The sequence below is a fragment of the Tsukamurella sp. II2bb genome (assembly GCF_057815145.1).
Genome location: NZ_JBYPZI010000003.1, coordinates 69,612 through 84,821 on the forward strand (window position 1 = coordinate 69,612; position 15,210 = coordinate 84,821).

Below are 15,210 nucleotides of genomic sequence, written 5' to 3' on the forward strand. Positions count from 1 at the left end.
CGGCCAGCCGCCCGAGGAGTGAGACCGATTCCCAGCTTCGCCGACACCACCTTCACGGACCCCGCGCGGATCCGTAACTTCTGCATCATCGCGCACATCGACCACGGCAAGTCGACCCTGGCCGACCGGATGCTGCAGCTCACGGGTGTGGTCGAGGAGCGGGCCATGCGCGCGCAGTACCTCGACCGGATGGACATCGAGCGCGAGCGCGGCATCACCATCAAGGCCCAGAACGTGCGCCTCCCCTGGAAGGTGGGGGACGACGAGTACGTGCTGCACCTGATCGACACTCCCGGCCACGTGGACTTCACCTACGAGGTCTCCCGTGCGCTGGAGGCGTGTGAGGGCGCGGTCCTGCTGGTCGACGCCGCGCAGGGGATCGAGGCGCAGACCCTCGCGAACCTGTACCTGGCGATGGACAAGGAACTGGAGATCATCCCGGTCCTCAACAAGATCGACCTGCCCGCCGCAGACCCGGACCGGTACGCGGAGGAGATCGCGCACATCATCGGCTGCGAGCCCGACGACGTGCTGCGGGTCTCCGGCAAGACCGGAGAGGGTGTCGGCGCGCTGCTGGACCGGGTGATCGAGCGGATCCCCGCACCGGTGGGCGACGCGGACGCGCCCGCCCGGGCGATGATCTTCGACTCGGTCTACGACACCTACCGCGGCGTGGTCACCTACATCCGCGTGGTCGACGGCAAGATCGTCCCGCGCGAGAAGATCAAGATGATGTCGACGGGCGCCACGCACGAGCTGCTGGAGGTGGGCATCGTCTCGCCCGAGCCGAAGGCCACCAAGGGGCTCGGCGTGGGTGAGGTGGGCTACCTCATCACCGGCGTGAAGGACGTGCGCCAGTCGAAGGTCGGCGACACCGTGACCACCGCGCGGAACGGGGCCGAGGAGGCGCTGACCGGCTACCAGGAGCCGCGGCCGATGGTCTACTCCGGTCTCTACCCCGTGGACGGTTCGGACTACCCGGCGCTGCGCGAGGCATTGGACAAGCTTCAGCTCAACGACGCCGCGCTCACCTACGAGCCCGAGACCTCCGTGGCCCTGGGCTTCGGCTTCCGCTGCGGCTTCCTCGGGCTGCTGCACATGGAGATCACCCGTGAGCGGCTGCAGCGCGAGTTCGGCCTCGACCTGATCTCCACCTCGCCCAACGTGGTCTACCGAGTGGTCGGCGAGGACGGTAAGGAGCTGATCGTCACCAACCCGTCGGACTGGCCGGACGGGAAGCTGCGCGAGACCTACGAGCCGATCACCAAGACCACGATCATCGCGCCCAGCGAGTTCGTCGGCACGATCATGGAGCTGTGCCAGTCGCGCCGCGGCGAGCTCGGCGGCATGGACTACCTGTCCGAGAGCCGCGTCGAGCTGCGCTACACGCTGCCGATGGCCGAGATCATCTTCGACTTCTTCGACTCGCTCAAGTCGCGCACCCGCGGCTACGCCTCCCTCGACTACGAGGAGGCGGGCGAGCAGCAGTCCGACCTGGTCAAGGTCGACATCCTGCTGCAGGGCGAGGCCGTCGACGCCTTCAGTGCGATCGTCCACCGGGACGGCGCGCAGGCGTACGGCAACAAGATGACGGTCAAGCTCAAGGAGCTCATCCCGCGCCAGCAGTTCGAGGTGCCGGTGCAGGCCGCGATCGGTTCCAAGATCATCGCCCGCGAGAACATCCGCGCCATCCGCAAGGACGTGCTCGCCAAGTGCTACGGCGGCGACATCAGCCGCAAGCGCAAGCTGCTGGAGAAGCAGAAGGAGGGCAAGAAGCGGATGAAGACCATCGGCCGGGTCGACGTGCCGCAGGAGGCCTTCGTCGCCGCGCTCTCGTCCGACGCGTCCGCGGACAAGCCGAAGGGCAAGTAGTCTTCCGACGGTGACCGCACCGTCGAGCCCGCAAGCCCCGGGCGCGGGTCCCCGCGTCCGGGAGGACCTGTCGCGTTTCGCCCTGCTGTCGATCGTCACCTCCCTGGTCGTGATCGGCTTGAAGATCCTCGCGTGGCGCCTGACGGGGTCCGTCGGCCTGCTCTCGGACGCCGCCGAGTCGTCGGTGAACGTGGTGGCGGCGATCGCCGCCTTCGTCGCGCTCAAGGTCGTGGCCAAGCCCGCCGACGACGACCACAACTTCGGGCACACCAAGGCCGAGTACTTCTCGGCGGTGCTCGAGGGCGTGATGATCGTGGTCGCCGCCGTGGTCATCCTGGTCTCCGCGGTGGATCGGCTGCTCCACCCCCAGGCGCTGGAGCAGGTCGGGCTGGGCCTGGCCATCTCGGTGGCGGCGACGGTGCTCAACGGGCTCGTCGGGCTGTACCTGATCCGCGTGGGGCGGCGGCACCGCTCGCTCGCGCTCCAGGCCGACGGGAAGCACCTGCTCACCGACGTGTGGACCACCGTGGGCGTGATCGCGGGCGTGTTGCTGGTCGCGCTGACCGGCTGGCTGCCGCTGGACCCGATCATCGCGATCGCGGTGGCGGTGAACATCCTCGTCGTGGGCGCGCGCCTGGTGTGGGAATCCGGCGCCGGCCTGATGGACGCGGCGCTGCCGACCGAGGAGCGGGCGCGGATCGACGACGTGCTCGACCGGCACCGGGCCTCGGGCATCGACTTCCACGACGTGCGGACCAGGGAGTCCGGGCACGAACGCTTCCTCCAGTTGCACATGCTCGTCCCGGGCGACTGGACCGTGCAGCACGCCCACGACGTGACCGAGGAGGTCGAGGCCGATCTCGACGCCCTCTTCGACGACCTGCGGATCACCATCCACATCGAGCCGATCGACGACCCACGGGCGTACGAGGATTGGCGCCTGGACTGAACGGACGAGCCCGAATCGTTATGTGGCGTCCGTAACACGATGAGCCCCGTGTCCGACAAAGGGGACAGCGCCTGGTTCGGCGCTCGCGGTCATGAAATGCGCCGCGTCCGAAGAAGTTCGACCGGGTTAAGGGGATCGAATCATGAGGAGAATCGCATTGGCGGCCGCATCGGTCGCACTCGCCGGAGCCGCGTCGCTGGTCACCGCACCGTCGGCATCCGCCTTCGTTCCGTTCGTCGACCTGCAAGTCACGGGCGGGATCTCGTGCGGAGGGCAGCTGCCGGGGCGGGCGGAGACGAACTCGCAGACCGACCACGGCTACGTCCGCAACAACGGCAACGTACCGGCCGTCAACGTCTGGCTCGGCTTCGGCGGAGGCGGCGGCGAGGGCCGCGCCACGGTGGCGCCCGGTCAGGGCTTCGCGGTCACCCGTACCGTGCCCACCTGGGGCTGTCCGTTCCGCTCGACCTGGGTGCACACCGCGACCAGCAGCTTCGACATCAACTACAGTAACAACTATTTCGTCGCGCGGAACTGAGTGCGTCGTTCACGCGAGCGTCGCCTCGCGGCCCAGGAACCGTCCGTAGTCGCGGACGGGGCCGGCGAGGCGGCGCTTCGCCGCGGCAGTGATCCTGGTGAAGGGTTCGACGGTGACGGTCACCGCCTTCGCCGTGGCCTTCCGGCTCCACGTACCGACGATCTCGCCGTCCACCACGACCATCGGTTTGAAGACGCCGTTGCGTCCCGGCACGATCCGGGCCAAGAAGGATTCGTCGAGCTGCGGTGCACGGGAACCGTATCCGATGATGTACTCGTCGAAGCCGGGTAGGAGGAGGGGGCGGGCCAGGGCCTCGTCGACCTGCGCGTCCGTGAGGTCGACGGTGCCGGGCGCCACGAGGTACGTCGTGCCGGCGAGGGTCACCGTCGTGACGGCGTCCCTGGCGCTCTCGATGCCCTCGTCCACGGCGCCCATCGGCAGGTAGGTCCACTTGCCGATGTCCTGCCGGGTGACGGGCCCGCGGCTCGCGACGAACCGCGAGACGACCTCGCCGAGAGCGTGATCCGGCTCGCGGCGGTCGGTGATCCACGCGTCGGCGAGGGCGAAGGAGTCGGTCGTCGACGCCGGGTCGGCGAAGACGATCGCCATCAGCTCGGTGAGATGGCGCAGGATGTGGCCGGCCTGCGCGTTGTCGAGGTCGATCCCGGCGGCGGCCCACTCCGCCATGAGGTCGCTCTTGGTGAGGACGGCACCGTCGGCGAGCGCGGCCCGGGCGACGGCCTCGGCACCGTCGACCATGGCGTCCGTGAGCCCGAGTTGCGGGCGGCGCTTCGCGGCCTCCGCGCGCGAACGGTCGGTGAGCGCCGCACTGAGCCAGTGCATGTCGTCCGCGGCGGTGATCTGCAGCGTGCCGCGCGCCGGGCGGTTGCGGGCGATCCGGCGCTCCGCGAGGTCGGCGAGGACGGCACCGTCGGAGGGGTGGTCGGCGGCGCGCACCGACAGTGCGAACCGTGCGGCGGCTGCGTCCTGCGCCTGGATCGCGAGCATGCCGCGGGCCGCGTCCTCCGCGGTGCGCCAGTCCCGCGCTCCCGGGACGAGGCCCTGTGCGCGGAGGCGGAGGGCGCGGATGCGGCGTACCTCGGGATCGACGGATGTGGCGGTGCCCATGGCGGAATCCTGCCACGGGCGTAGCCTCGTCGGTGTGTGGAACACCTGGCTGACGCGCACGCTGGACCTCGACCTGCCGATCCTGGGCGCCCCCATGGGCGGCCGCGCCGGCGGGGAGCTCGCCGGGCAGGTGACCGCCGCGGGCGGACTGGGCATGATCGGCGCCGCACGGTACGCCACGCCCGAGTGGATCACCGAGCAGGCCACGGTGATCAGGGCCGCCGCGGGGGCGGATGCGCCACTGGCCTTCGGCCTCCAGACGTGGTCGCTGGCCGACAGCCCCGAGCTGCTGGACTCCGTGCTGGCCGCGGGGCCGAGGCTGGTGTCGCTCTCCTTCGGCGACCCGGCTCCGTTCGTCCAGCGGTGCAAGGACGCGGGGGCCGTGGTGATCTCGCAGATCAATTCCGTCGACGATCTCCGCGAGGTCGAGGCCGCCGGCGTCGACGCGGTGGTCGCGCAGGGCGCCGAGGCGGGCGGTCATACCGGCCGCATCGCGACGCTTCCCCTGCTGCAGGAGGTGCTGCGCGCGACGGAGTTGCCCGTCCTCGCGGCGGGCGGCATCGGCTCGGGCGCGGGGCTCGCGGCCGTTCTCGCCGCCGGCGCGCAGGGCGCGCTGATCGGCACGGCGCTGCTCGCATCCCCGGAGACCGTCGGCCCCGCCTACGCGATCCCGGCGCTGCTCAAGGCGCGCAGCGCCGACACCGTCTACACCGACGTCTTCGACAAGGCCCGGCACCAGCCCTGGCCCACCCGGTGGTTCGGGCGCGCGCTCAGCAACGACTTCACCGCCCGCTGGCACGACGGCGACGGACTCGCCCCGTCGTCCGGCACGGAGGAGGCCGTCAGCGCCGCGTACGACGGTGCCCTGCCCGAGGTCGGCGTGGTCTACGCCGGGCAGGCGGCGGGCCTGGTCGACGAGATACGACCCGCTCGCGAAGTGGTCGAGTCCATCGCCGCGGACGCCGAGGCTCGGCTCCGCGCCGTCGCGGGGGTACTCGCCTGATGGCGGGCCTCGTCGCACCGCGGATCACGCCGCTGCGCCCGCGCGACCTCGAGGACGGCAACACCGACGACCTCGTGCCGGGCGACAGCGAGGACCGTCGCCGTTTCGCCGGGCCGACGGTCAAGGGACGCGACCTGAGCGGCATCACGTTCAGCGAGTGCGAACTCGCGGGCTGGGAGGTCCGCGACGCCGTCTTCACCGAATCGGCGTTCCTCGAGACGCGGATCACCGGCCTGTTCGCGACGGGCTTCCGCGCCACGCGCTCGACCTTCCGGCAGGTCGAGGTCGACGACGCCCGGATCGGCGCCGTCGAGCTCATGGACGCGAAGCTGCGGTCCGTGGTCTTCACCGGGGTCCGGCTGGGCTTCGTCAACCTGCGCGGCGCCGGCCTCACCGACGTGGTCTTCCGGGACTGCATGCTCGACGGGATCGACGCCGCCGACGCGACGCTCACCCGCGTCGCCTTCGAGGACAGCACCGCCGGCGAGATCGACGTCACCCGCGCGAAGCTGCAGCACGTCGACCTGCGCGGCCTGCGGGTCGAGCGGATCCGCGGCGTGGACGGCATTGCGGGTGCCACCATGTCGCACCTGCAGGTGGTCGGGCTGGCGGAGGTGTTCGCCGCCCACCTGGGGATCACCGTCACGGACTGAGAGTCATCGGACCGGGGAGGCGAGAGCGATCCCGATCAGGACGCTCACGACCTCCACCGCGGCGCCCGCGAACGGCCACAGCAGCGTGCTGCGCCCGCGGACCAGCGCCGCGATGTACCCCGCGCTCGCGGTGCACACGGCGAGCATCGAGCCGAGCCACAGCACGGCCATCGCCGCCCTCGCGTGCCCCTCGGAGACGCACGCCTCATAGGCGCAGGGATCCGACGCCATCGCGAATCCCAGTGGCAGGACCACCGCGACGAGGGCCGTGCAGAGCAGGAAGGCGGCCAGGAGCAGGCCGCCCCCGACCGCGTCGGCCACGGCCAGCGGGGAGCGCTTCGCGCGCGGCGCCGGCTCCGTCGTGCACAGCGTGGAAAGGGCCATCGGATCGTTCATGGCATTGAGCATCGCGGCCGGGCGGTTCGGCGGGACCCGTGGAACTACTCAGATCGGGTAGGGACTTGTCCGGGTAGATTTCAAGCGTGACCGTTGACGCCGTTCTCGCCCCCAGCGCCCTGCCCTTCGCCCTCCCGGACTTCGCCGCCTTCGAGGGCGCGGACTACGAGGCGGCGTTCGCGGAGGGGTTCGCGCGGCACCGTCGGGAGATCGCGGCGATCGCCGAGAACCCCGAGCCCGCGACCTTCGAGAACACGGTCGAGGCGATGGAACGCGCGGGGCAGGACCTGGGCCGGGTCGCGGCCGTCTTCTTCTCGCTCGCCTCCACCGACCGCACGGATGCGCTCGAGGCGGCGCAGGCGGCGGTCTCGCCGCGGTGGTCGGTGCACTTCGACGCGATCCTCATGGACCAGGCGCTGTTCGGTCGGATCGACGAGGTGCACGCGCGGCGTGCCGATCTCGGCCTCGATGCCGAGCAGCTCCGACTGGTCGAGCGCTACCACCTCCGCTTCACCCGCGCGGGTGCCGGACTGGACGCCGCCGCACAGGACCGGCTCAAGGCGATCAACACCGAGCTGGCCGAACTCACCACCGAGTTCTCCCGTCGCACCCTCGCCGAGACCAACGCCTCCGCGGTGCATTTCGCCACGGAGGCCGAGCTCGACGGGCTGGAGGCGGACACCGTCGCGGCTGCCCGCGCCGCGGCCGAGGCCGCCGGGCGCGACGGCTACCTCCTCGCCCTGGGCTACCCCCTCAACCAGCCGAACCTCGCCCGCCTGACGAACCGGGAGTCGCGGCGAAAGGTGTACGAGGCCTCGTCGGGCCGCAACACGCGCGGTGGGGAGAACGACACCCGCGAGCTGATCGCCCGGATCGCGGGCCTGCGCGCCGAGCGCGCCGCCCTCTTCGGGTACCCGCATCACGCGGCGTACCAGATCGCCGATCAGACGGCCGGCACCGCCGAGGCGGCGCTGGGCATGCTGCGCGATCTCGCGGCCCCGGCCGTGCGCAACGCCGCCGCGGAGCGCGCCGAGCTGGAGGAGCTCGCCGGGCACGGAATCGAGCCGTGGGACTGGCCCTTCTACGCACGCCTCGCCGAGCTCCGGGCGCAGGCGGGGGAGGGCGGCGCCGGGCCGGCGCTGAGCGACTACCTCGAACTGGACCGGGTGATCCGCGACGGTGTCTTCGAGGCGGCCGCGCGCATGTACGGGCTCGGCTTCACCGAGCGCACCGACCTTGTGCTGCATCACCCCGACGCGCGGGCGTGGCAGGTCACCGGGCCCGACGGTGCGCCGCTGGGACTGTTCGTCGGGGACTACTTCGCGCGGCCGAGCAAGCGCGGCGGCGCCTGGATGACGAGCTTCGTCGACCAGTCCGGCCTGCTCGACGCGCAGCCGGTGATCATCAACGTCTGCAACTTCGTCAAGCCGCCCGAGGGGCGTCCCGCGCTGCTCAGCCGCGACGAGGTGACCACCCTCTTCCACGAGTTCGGGCACGCGCTGCACGGCCTGCTCTCGGATGTGACCTACCCGTACTTCTCCGGGACCAGCGTCCCGCGGGACTTCGTGGAGTTCCCTTCGCAGTTCAACGAGATGTTCGCCGCGTGGCCGACGATCCTCGACGGCTACGCCGTGCACCACGAGACGGGCGCGCCGCTGCCGGAGGGGTTGCGGCGGTCCGTGCTCGAGCCCGGCACGCGCGGTGAGGGCTTCGGCACCGTCGAGTACCTGGCGGCCGCCGTCATCGACCTGGCCTGGCACATGATCGCGCCGGGCACCGTCGTCGACGACGTGGAGGCTTTCGAGGCCGAGGCGCTCGCCGCGGCGGGTCTGGACGTGCCGGGCGTGCCGCCGCGGTACCGCGGGCCGTTCTTCAACCACGTCTTCTCGGGCGGCTACAGCGCCGGCTACTACAGCTACATCTGGTCCGAGGTGCTCGATGCGGACGCCTCCGCGTGGTTCACCGCGCACGGCGGCCCCACGCGGGAGAACGGGGAGCGGCTGCGCGCCGCGGTGCTCTCCCGCGGCGGCAGCGTCGACGCCTCCCGGGCCTACCGCGACTTCCGCGGCACCGATCCGGATATCACCCCGCTGCTGGAGCGCCGCGGGCTGACGGCGTAGCGGTGCGGGACGCCCGGGGCGACCGTCAGGAGACGATCACGCCCCGGGGGTCGATCCGGTTGTCCCGGTCCGCCGCGGCGCGGTGGATGTCGCGGGCGCGGAAGTCCAGGCCGTCGTGATCGCTCGTCAGCCAGACGAGGAAGGCGACCAATGTGATCAATGCCAACACGCTGAGCATCTCGACCTCCTGTGTTAGAAGAACGTTCACCTGATAGTGATCTACTTCGAAGCTATCACCGGAGGCCGGGGTGATCGAGGTGATGCTGACCACGCCTCACGGCTCTGGCTAGGCTGGGCTGATGCATGCAAGAGCGCAGTGGTGGGACTCGGTGGAGCTGTGGCTCACGGGGCTGCCCTTCGTCCTGCAGGTCAGCCTGGTGATGGTTGTACTCGCGGTGATCGCAATGCTGGTGGTGCGCGTACTCAGCGCCCTGATCGACCGCGTCGCCGACGTGCTGGATTCCCGCCTCGCGCGGGCCGAGCGCGCCGACCTCGCTGGTCACGGGGCCGTAGAAGGGGTTGACGAGAGTGTCTGAGACAAGCGGCGGATGGCGGGCGTTCGTGCCCAAGTCGAAGGTGACGCTCGCGCTGATCGCGTTGCTGGTGCTGCTCGTGGTCGCGTGGGCACTGTTGCGCTGACGCGCTTACGTACCATTCTCGCCTGACCGAAGTCCCGAGGAGAACGGCGAGACGTGATCCGAATAACCCCCCGCGGCCGTGCTGTGAGCATCGTCGCGGCAGTCTTGACCGTGGTGCTCACGGCGTGCGGGGGAGGTTCCACCGACGATCCGCACGGTGTGGACATCTCCAGCGGTGACAAGCGGGTGAACCTGGTCGCCTTCGCGGCGCCCAAGCCCGCTTTCGACATCGCGATCCCGCTGTTCCGCGAGACCAACCCCGATGTGGGGTTCTCTCAGTCCTACGGCGCCTCCGGCGACCAGTCGCGCAAGGTCGCGCGGCACGTTCCCGCGGACGTGGTCAACATGTCCGTCGCCCCCGACGTGACCCGCATCGTCAAGGCGGGCCTCATCGACAAGGACTGGGAGAAGGCCTACCCGCGCAAGTCGGTGCCCTTCACCTCGCTCGTCGCCGTCGTCGTTCGGCCGGGCAACCCGAAGGGCATCCACGACTGGGCGGACCTGCTCAAGCCCGGCGTCGAGGTGGTCACCCCGAACCCGGCCAGCTCCGGCTCGGCCAAGTGGAACCTGCTCGCGCCGTACGCGGCGCTGTCGAACGGTGGCCAGGACCCCGCCAAGGGGCTGGCCTTCGTCAAGGAACTCATCCGCGAGCACACCACGGTGAGCCCCGGCTCCGGTCGCGACGCCACCTCCGCCTTCGAATCCGGGCAGGGCGACGTGCTGCTCAGCTACGAGAGCGAGGCCGTGCTGCTGCAGCGGCAGAGCGTCAAGGACGGCAAGCCCAAGCCCGAGTACTTCATCCCGCCGCAGTCCTTCCGGATCGACCTCCCGGTCGCCGTGGTGAACACCGCGCAGTCGCCCGAGGCGGCGAAGCGTTTCGTCGGCTTCCTGTTCACGCCCGAGGCCCAGCGCGCCATACCCGCCTCCGGGTTCCGCGCGGGCGACCCCGCGATCGCCGCCGAGACCGCACACCTGTTCCCGGTGCAGCCCGAGCGGCTGTGGACGATCGATGAGCTCGGTGCGGTTCTCGGCAAGGGGACCGCGGCGAAGAACGGCGGCAAGGACCTGACCGGGTGGCCGGCCGTCGACGCGGCGCTGTTCGGCGACAAGGGCGCCATCGCCGTCGCCTACAAGAACGGGGGCAAGTGATGCGCCGCCTGATCAACCCCGTCCGCATCGGCGTCGCCTGGCTGTGGATCTCGCTGATCGTGCTGCTGCCGATCGCCGCGATCACCACGAAGGCCTTCGACCGCGGCTGGTCGGGCTTCTGGGAGGCGCTGAGCGCGAAGAACGCGGTCTCGACCCTCGTGATCACCGTGTGGGTCTCGCTGCTGGTGACCCTGATCAACGTGGTGATGGGCACCGTCATCGCCTGGGTGCTGGTGCGGGACGACTTCCCGGGCAAGGGCGTCGTCAACGCGCTGATCGACCTGCCCTTCGCCCTGCCGACCATCGTCGCCTCGATCGTGCTGCTCTCGCTGTACGGGCCCGACAGTCCGATCGGGTTGACACTCAACGCGACCCAGCCGGCCATCGTGATCGCGCTCGCCTTCGTCACGCTGCCCTTCGTGGTGCGACAGGTGCAGCCGGTGCTGATCGAACTCGACCGCGAGGTCGAGGAGGCCGCCGCCTCGCTGGGCGCGCCGAACAGGGTGATCGTCGCGAAGATCATCATCCCCACGCTGCTGCCCGCGATCCTGTCCGGCGCCGGCCTCGCCTTCACCCGCGCGATCGGCGAGTTCGGTTCGGTCGTGCTCGTCGGCGGCAACATCCCGGGCGAGACGCAGGTCGCGTCCCAGTACATCCAGCAGCAGCTCGAGGTCGACAACCAGGTCGCGGCCTCCGCCGTCTCGGTGGCGCTGCTGGCCATCGCCTTCGTCCTGCTGGCCGTGATGCGGTTCGTGGGTGGAAGGGCTGCCAAGCGGGAGGAGAACGACTGATGGCCGGATACCGGACGGTCCCGGGCATCGGACCCGGGGAACAGCGGGAGGAGAACGACTGATGAACCTCTCCAAGAAGACGGTGCTGAGCCTGCGCTCGGTGGCGCTGCTGTACCTGGTGGTGCTCCTGATCCTGCCGATCGGCGTGATCCTGTACCGCTCCTTCGAGCGCGGTTTCGGCGAGTTCTGGGCGTGGATCACCACCCCGGCCGCGATCTCGGCGCTGCAGCTCTCGCTGCTCATCGTCGCGATCGTGGTGCCGCTCAACGTGGTCTTCGGCGTGCTCGTCGCGCTGGCTCTGGCGCGCGGCAGGTTCCGCGGCAAGGCCGCGCTGCAGGCCGCTGTGGACCTGCCCTTCGCCGTCTCGCCGGTGGTGGTGGGCGTCGCGCTCATCATGCTGTGGGGTGTGGGCGGCTGGTTCGGCGGTATCGAATCGCTCGGCTTCCGGATCATCTTCGGGCTGCCGGGCATGGTGCTGGCGACGACCTTCGTGACCCTGCCCTTCGTGGTCCGCGAGGTGGAGCCGGTGCTGCATGAGATCGGGCAGGACCAGGAGCAGGCCGCGGCGACGCTCGGCGCGAACGCCTGGCAGACCTTCTGGCGGATCACGTTGCCCGCGATCCGCTGGGGCCTGACCTACGGCGTGGTGCTCACCATCGCCCGCGCGCTGGGCGAGTACGGCGCGGTGCTGATGGTCTCGTCCAACTTCCCGGGCATCTCGCAGACGCTCACGCTGCTCGTGAGTTCACGTAACCATGACGACTACAACACCTTCGGGGCGTATGCGGCGGCGACGCTGCTGATGCTGCTGGCGCTCATCGCGCTGGTGGTGATGTCCCTGCTCGAAGCGACCCGCAGGAGGAACCGCGATGACGATTAACGTGGTGGGAGCCAACAAGCGCTACGGCGACTTCGCGGCGCTTGACGATGTGTCCCTGGAGATTCCGGACGGCTCGCTGACGGCGCTGCTGGGCCCGTCGGGCTCGGGCAAGTCGACGCTGCTGCGGTCGATCGCCGGCCTCGACCACCTGGACTCCGGGCTCGTCGAGATCAACGGCGTCGACGTCACGCACGCGACCCCGCAGCAGCGCGACATCGGCTTCGTCTTCCAGCACTACGCGGCGTTCAAGCACATGACGGTGCGCGAGAACGTGGCCTTCGGCCTCAAGATCCGGAAGCGGCCGGCGGCCGAGGTCAAGGCCAAGGTCGACGACCTGCTCGAGGTGGTGGGGCTCGCGGGCTTCCAGACCCGCTTCCCGGCGCAGCTCTCCGGCGGCCAGCGCCAGCGCATGGCGCTCGCCCGCGCGCTCGCCGTGGACCCGAAGGTGCTGCTGCTCGACGAGCCCTTCGGAGCGCTCGATGCCAAGGTGCGCGACGAGCTGCGCACGTGGCTGCGCCGCCTGCACGACGAGGTCCACGTGACCACGGTGATCGTGACCCACGACCAGCAGGAGGCGCTCGACATCGCCGACCGCATCGCCGTGCTCAACAAGGGCCGGATCGAGCAGGTCGGGACCCCCGAGGACGTCTACGACCGGCCGCAGACCGAGTTCGTCATGTCCTTCCTGGGCTCGGTCGCGCGGCTCAACGGCGTGCTGGTCCGTCCGCACGACATCCGCGTGGGCCGCACGCCCGAGCTGGCTCGCGCCGGCGGGCAGACCGCCGAGGAGGCCGGCGTGCTCCGTGCGGAGGTCGAGCGGGTGGTCTATCTGGGCTTCGAGGTGCGGGTCGAGTTGACGAACGCGGCGACGGGGGAGCGCTTCCACGCGCAGATCACCCGCGGCGACGCCACTGCGCTGGACCTGTCCGAGGGGGATGTCGTGTACGTCCGTGCCACCCACGTCCCGGAGATCGCATCGGCGAAATAGGGTTGTGCGGGACGGTAACGTTGGCGGTATGACCGATTCGAACGGTATCGACTTCCAGCGCGTCACCACCCGCGAGCAGCTCCTCGGTTTCCAGGAGTGCGCCTCGATCGGCTTCCAGAGCCGGATGCCCGATGCCGAGGCATGGCTGGAAGCGGTGTCCGTGCAGCTGGATTCGCTCGATCACCGGGTCGCGGTGGCCGGCGGGCGCACCGTCGGGACCTTCCTCTCCTTCGACCAGGAGGTCACCGCCGTCGGCGGGGCGCGGGTGCCCACCCGCGCGGTCTCGGCGGTGACGGTGCTGCCCACGCACCGGCGTCGTGGCATCCTCGGCACGCACATGCGCGCGTGCCTCTCCGTCGCGCTCGCCGACGGTGCCGCCGCGGCCACGCTCATCGCCGCCGAGCACGCCATCTACGGCCGCTACGGCTTCGGGCAGAGCACGGAGTCCACCGACCTCCGGATCGCGGTGGACCGCCGCCGGTTGCCGCAGCCACCCGTCGACGAGGTGCGGTACGTCGGCGACGAGGATTACCTCGCCGCGTCGGTTCGGATCCGCGAGCTGCTCGACTTCCCCGGGCGGGTCTCGAAGCTCGACATCAACCTGCGCCGCACCGCGGGCGTCCTGCCCGGCGGCGGCCCCGATGAGACGCTGCGCGTGGTGCTGCGCCGCGCCGGCGAGGTGGCGGGCGTGCTCGCGTACACCGTCGCGCCCAAGTGGACCGACAGCCGCCCCGACTCGACGCTGAAGGTGACCGAGCTGCTAGGCGTCGACGCCGCCGCGGAGCGCGACCTGTGGTCGTTCGCGATGAGCATCGACTGGGTGCTGTGGATTGAGGCCACGCAGCGGCCGCTCGACGACATCGCCACGACAGTCCCCGTCGACCCGCGCACCGTGCAGCCGTCGAACCGCACCGACTTCCTGTGGATCCGGCCCCTCGACGTGCCCGCGCTCTTCTCGGCGCGCACCTACGCCGCGCCCGGTCGCCTCGTGCTGGACGTGACCGATCCCGGGTACGACGGTGCCGGGCCGGGCCCGGCGCACGGCCGGTTCCTGATCTCGTCCGACCGTGGCGCCGGTACCTGCGTGCCCACCGACGAGCCGGCGGATCTCGCCCTCGACGTGACCGACCTCGGACGCCTATGGCTCTCCGACGAGCCCGTCGCGCGGCGCGTCGCCGTCGGGTCGATCCGGGAACTGTCCGACGGTGCCGCCGCCCGCGCGGATCTGCTGCTGTTCAGCCCGCGCCGCCCCTGGGCCGTCGAGATGTTCTGATGTGCGACCACTCGACGTCGCCCGCGTTCCAGCGAGGCCGGCGGGTACGGCGCTTTAGTGCCCCTTCGCAATCACCTCGACGGTCGTGGTTCCCACGAACTCTGGACCGTCACTGGGTGTGACCGAAACCTTGATGGTGTACTTGCCGACGGTTTCGAGCTTGATGTTCTGGCCGGTCGCGCCACCGGTGCCGCGACTGCATGCGTCACTGCGAAAGGTGTTCGTGTACCCGTTTGGTCCGGTGACTGTGCCCACGACTGTGCAATCATGACCACCGACCGGATCGGTGCCCCGAAAGGCCGACCATCCGTAGACGATGTTCACGAACGGGGTGTTCCAGTCGTATACGGTCCTCAGCTGGTACTTGTTCGGACCCACTTTGCCGCCACCGAGATCCGTCGTGACGATGTCCAATCGGTCGATGGGCTTAGCAGCGGGCGCAGCTGAGGATGAAGATGGGGCCGTGCTTGTGGTTGGTGCTGCCGACGGCTTCTCGACGGTTTGTGTCGCCGTCACGGTCGTGGTGACCGTGGTGGTTCCGCTGGAACATCCGGTTAATGCCGGACCGCCCGTGAGTACGATCGCTGCGATAAGCGCGCTATGTCGGTGAATGTTCACGGTCGGCTCCTTGAGAGTTATTCAGTGCAGCCGTACGGCTTCCTGCGCCGCTCGTCAGGAACGTTTCTCGACGCCTCGGAAGCGTTTCCTGAATAACTCTTCTTGTCGGTGTGTCGTGGACGCAGGAGGGCTTCGTTATTCGTGCGCGGAGTGCAATCGCGGCGAGCGTAACACGTCATGACTGCTCTGTGATCTGAAGTGGTCAAGGATGGGT

The 15,210-nt window shown here is 70.0% G+C and carries 16 protein-coding genes; 12 read left to right on the top strand and 4 right to left on the bottom strand.

Annotated elements, in window-relative coordinates; translation table 11 throughout:
• Window positions 1-18 precede the first annotated feature (18 nt).
• The 3 genes from lepA (at window position 19) to AC21LY_RS08810 (ending at window position 3,359) form a co-directional block, all read left to right on the top strand.
• The gene (gene lepA / locus AC21LY_RS08800) at window positions 19-1,872 is read left to right on the top strand and encodes a translation elongation factor 4 (RefSeq protein ID WP_489046051.1); all 1,854 of its coding nucleotides are present in this window, start codon (window positions 19-21) and stop codon (window positions 1,870-1,872) included.
• A 10-nt stretch (window positions 1,873-1,882) separates the two neighbouring features.
• Window positions 1,883-2,821 carry a cation diffusion facilitator family transporter gene (locus AC21LY_RS08805; protein ID WP_489046052.1) on the top strand — a complete coding sequence of 313 codons (939 nt, stop codon included), beginning with the start codon at window positions 1,883-1,885 and terminating at the stop codon, window positions 2,819-2,821.
• Window positions 2,822-2,963: 142 nt separating this feature from the next.
• Window positions 2,964-3,359 carry a hypothetical protein gene (locus AC21LY_RS08810; protein WP_489046053.1) on the top strand — a complete coding sequence of 132 codons (396 nt, stop codon included), beginning with the start codon at window positions 2,964-2,966 and terminating at the stop codon, window positions 3,357-3,359.
• Between the two features lie 9 nt (window positions 3,360-3,368).
• Here AC21LY_RS08810 and AC21LY_RS08815 read toward each other — a convergent pair whose 3' ends face one another.
• On the bottom strand, window positions 3,369-4,487 hold the full coding sequence (locus AC21LY_RS08815; RefSeq protein WP_489046054.1) for a winged helix DNA-binding domain-containing protein: 1,119 nt from the start codon (window positions 4,485-4,487) through the stop codon (window positions 3,369-3,371).
• Here AC21LY_RS08815 and AC21LY_RS08820 point away from each other — a divergent pair.
• Entirely contained in the window at window positions 4,486-5,490 is a 1,005-nt protein-coding gene (locus AC21LY_RS08820; protein ID WP_489046442.1) for an NAD(P)H-dependent flavin oxidoreductase, read from the top strand. The two genes, AC21LY_RS08815 and AC21LY_RS08820, sit on opposite strands and share 2 nt — an antisense overlap.
• On the top strand, window positions 5,490-6,143 hold the full coding sequence (locus AC21LY_RS08825; RefSeq protein WP_489046055.1) for a pentapeptide repeat-containing protein: 654 nt from the start codon (window positions 5,490-5,492) through the stop codon (window positions 6,141-6,143). Before AC21LY_RS08820 ends, AC21LY_RS08825 begins: the two co-directional genes overlap by 1 nt.
• Window positions 6,144-6,146: 3 nt before the next feature.
• On the opposite strand, the gene AC21LY_RS08830 is transcribed toward AC21LY_RS08825, so the two are convergent.
• On the bottom strand, window positions 6,147-6,539 hold the full coding sequence (locus AC21LY_RS08830; RefSeq protein WP_489046056.1) for a hypothetical protein: 393 nt from the start codon (window positions 6,537-6,539) through the stop codon (window positions 6,147-6,149).
• Between the two features lie 86 nt (window positions 6,540-6,625).
• Here AC21LY_RS08830 and AC21LY_RS08835 point away from each other — a divergent pair, with 86 nt between their 5' ends.
• A complete protein-coding gene (locus tag AC21LY_RS08835) occupies window positions 6,626-8,659 on the top strand; it encodes a M3 family metallopeptidase (RefSeq protein WP_489046058.1) in 2,034 nt (677 codons plus the stop codon).
• A 25-nt stretch (window positions 8,660-8,684) separates the two neighbouring features.
• On the opposite strand, the gene AC21LY_RS08840 is transcribed toward AC21LY_RS08835, so the two are convergent.
• Entirely contained in the window at window positions 8,685-8,837 is a 153-nt protein-coding gene (locus AC21LY_RS08840; protein ID WP_489046059.1) for a hypothetical protein, read from the bottom strand.
• 121 nt (window positions 8,838-8,958) lie between these two features.
• Here AC21LY_RS08840 and AC21LY_RS08845 point away from each other — a divergent pair, with 121 nt between their 5' ends.
• The 6 genes from AC21LY_RS08845 (at window position 8,959) to AC21LY_RS08870 (ending at window position 14,378) form a co-directional block, all read left to right on the top strand.
• Window positions 8,959-9,195, top strand: a complete 237-nt coding sequence (locus AC21LY_RS08845; RefSeq protein WP_489046060.1) for a hypothetical protein — start codon at window positions 8,959-8,961, stop codon at window positions 9,193-9,195.
• Window positions 9,196-9,351: 156 nt separating this feature from the next.
• Window positions 9,352-10,446 carry a sulfate ABC transporter substrate-binding protein gene (locus AC21LY_RS08850; RefSeq protein WP_489046061.1) on the top strand — a complete coding sequence of 365 codons (1,095 nt, stop codon included), beginning with the start codon at window positions 9,352-9,354 and terminating at the stop codon, window positions 10,444-10,446.
• Window positions 10,446-11,237, top strand: coding sequence for a sulfate ABC transporter permease subunit CysT (cysT, locus tag AC21LY_RS08855; RefSeq protein ID WP_489046062.1), 792 nt, complete (start codon window positions 10,446-10,448; stop codon window positions 11,235-11,237). The genes AC21LY_RS08850 and cysT overlap by 1 nt, the downstream gene beginning before the upstream one ends.
• Before the next feature lie 61 nt (window positions 11,238-11,298).
• Window positions 11,299-12,117: a sulfate ABC transporter permease subunit CysW gene (gene cysW / locus AC21LY_RS08860; protein WP_489046063.1), complete on the top strand. Its 819-nt coding sequence runs from the start codon at window positions 11,299-11,301 to the stop codon at window positions 12,115-12,117.
• On the top strand, window positions 12,107-13,105 hold the full coding sequence (locus AC21LY_RS08865; RefSeq protein ID WP_489046064.1) for a sulfate/molybdate ABC transporter ATP-binding protein: 999 nt from the start codon (window positions 12,107-12,109) through the stop codon (window positions 13,103-13,105). Before cysW ends, AC21LY_RS08865 begins: the two co-directional genes overlap by 11 nt.
• Window positions 13,106-13,133: 28 nt before the next feature.
• Window positions 13,134-14,378 (top strand): GNAT family N-acetyltransferase, encoded by a 1,245-nt coding sequence (locus AC21LY_RS08870; RefSeq protein WP_489046065.1) that lies wholly within the window; start codon window positions 13,134-13,136, stop codon window positions 14,376-14,378.
• A 54-nt stretch (window positions 14,379-14,432) separates the two neighbouring features.
• Here the strand turns inward: AC21LY_RS08870 and AC21LY_RS08875 are convergent, their stop codons facing one another.
• Window positions 14,433-14,996 (bottom strand): hypothetical protein, encoded by a 564-nt coding sequence (locus AC21LY_RS08875; RefSeq protein WP_489046066.1) that lies wholly within the window; start codon window positions 14,994-14,996, stop codon window positions 14,433-14,435.
• Window positions 14,997-15,210 lie beyond the last annotated feature (214 nt).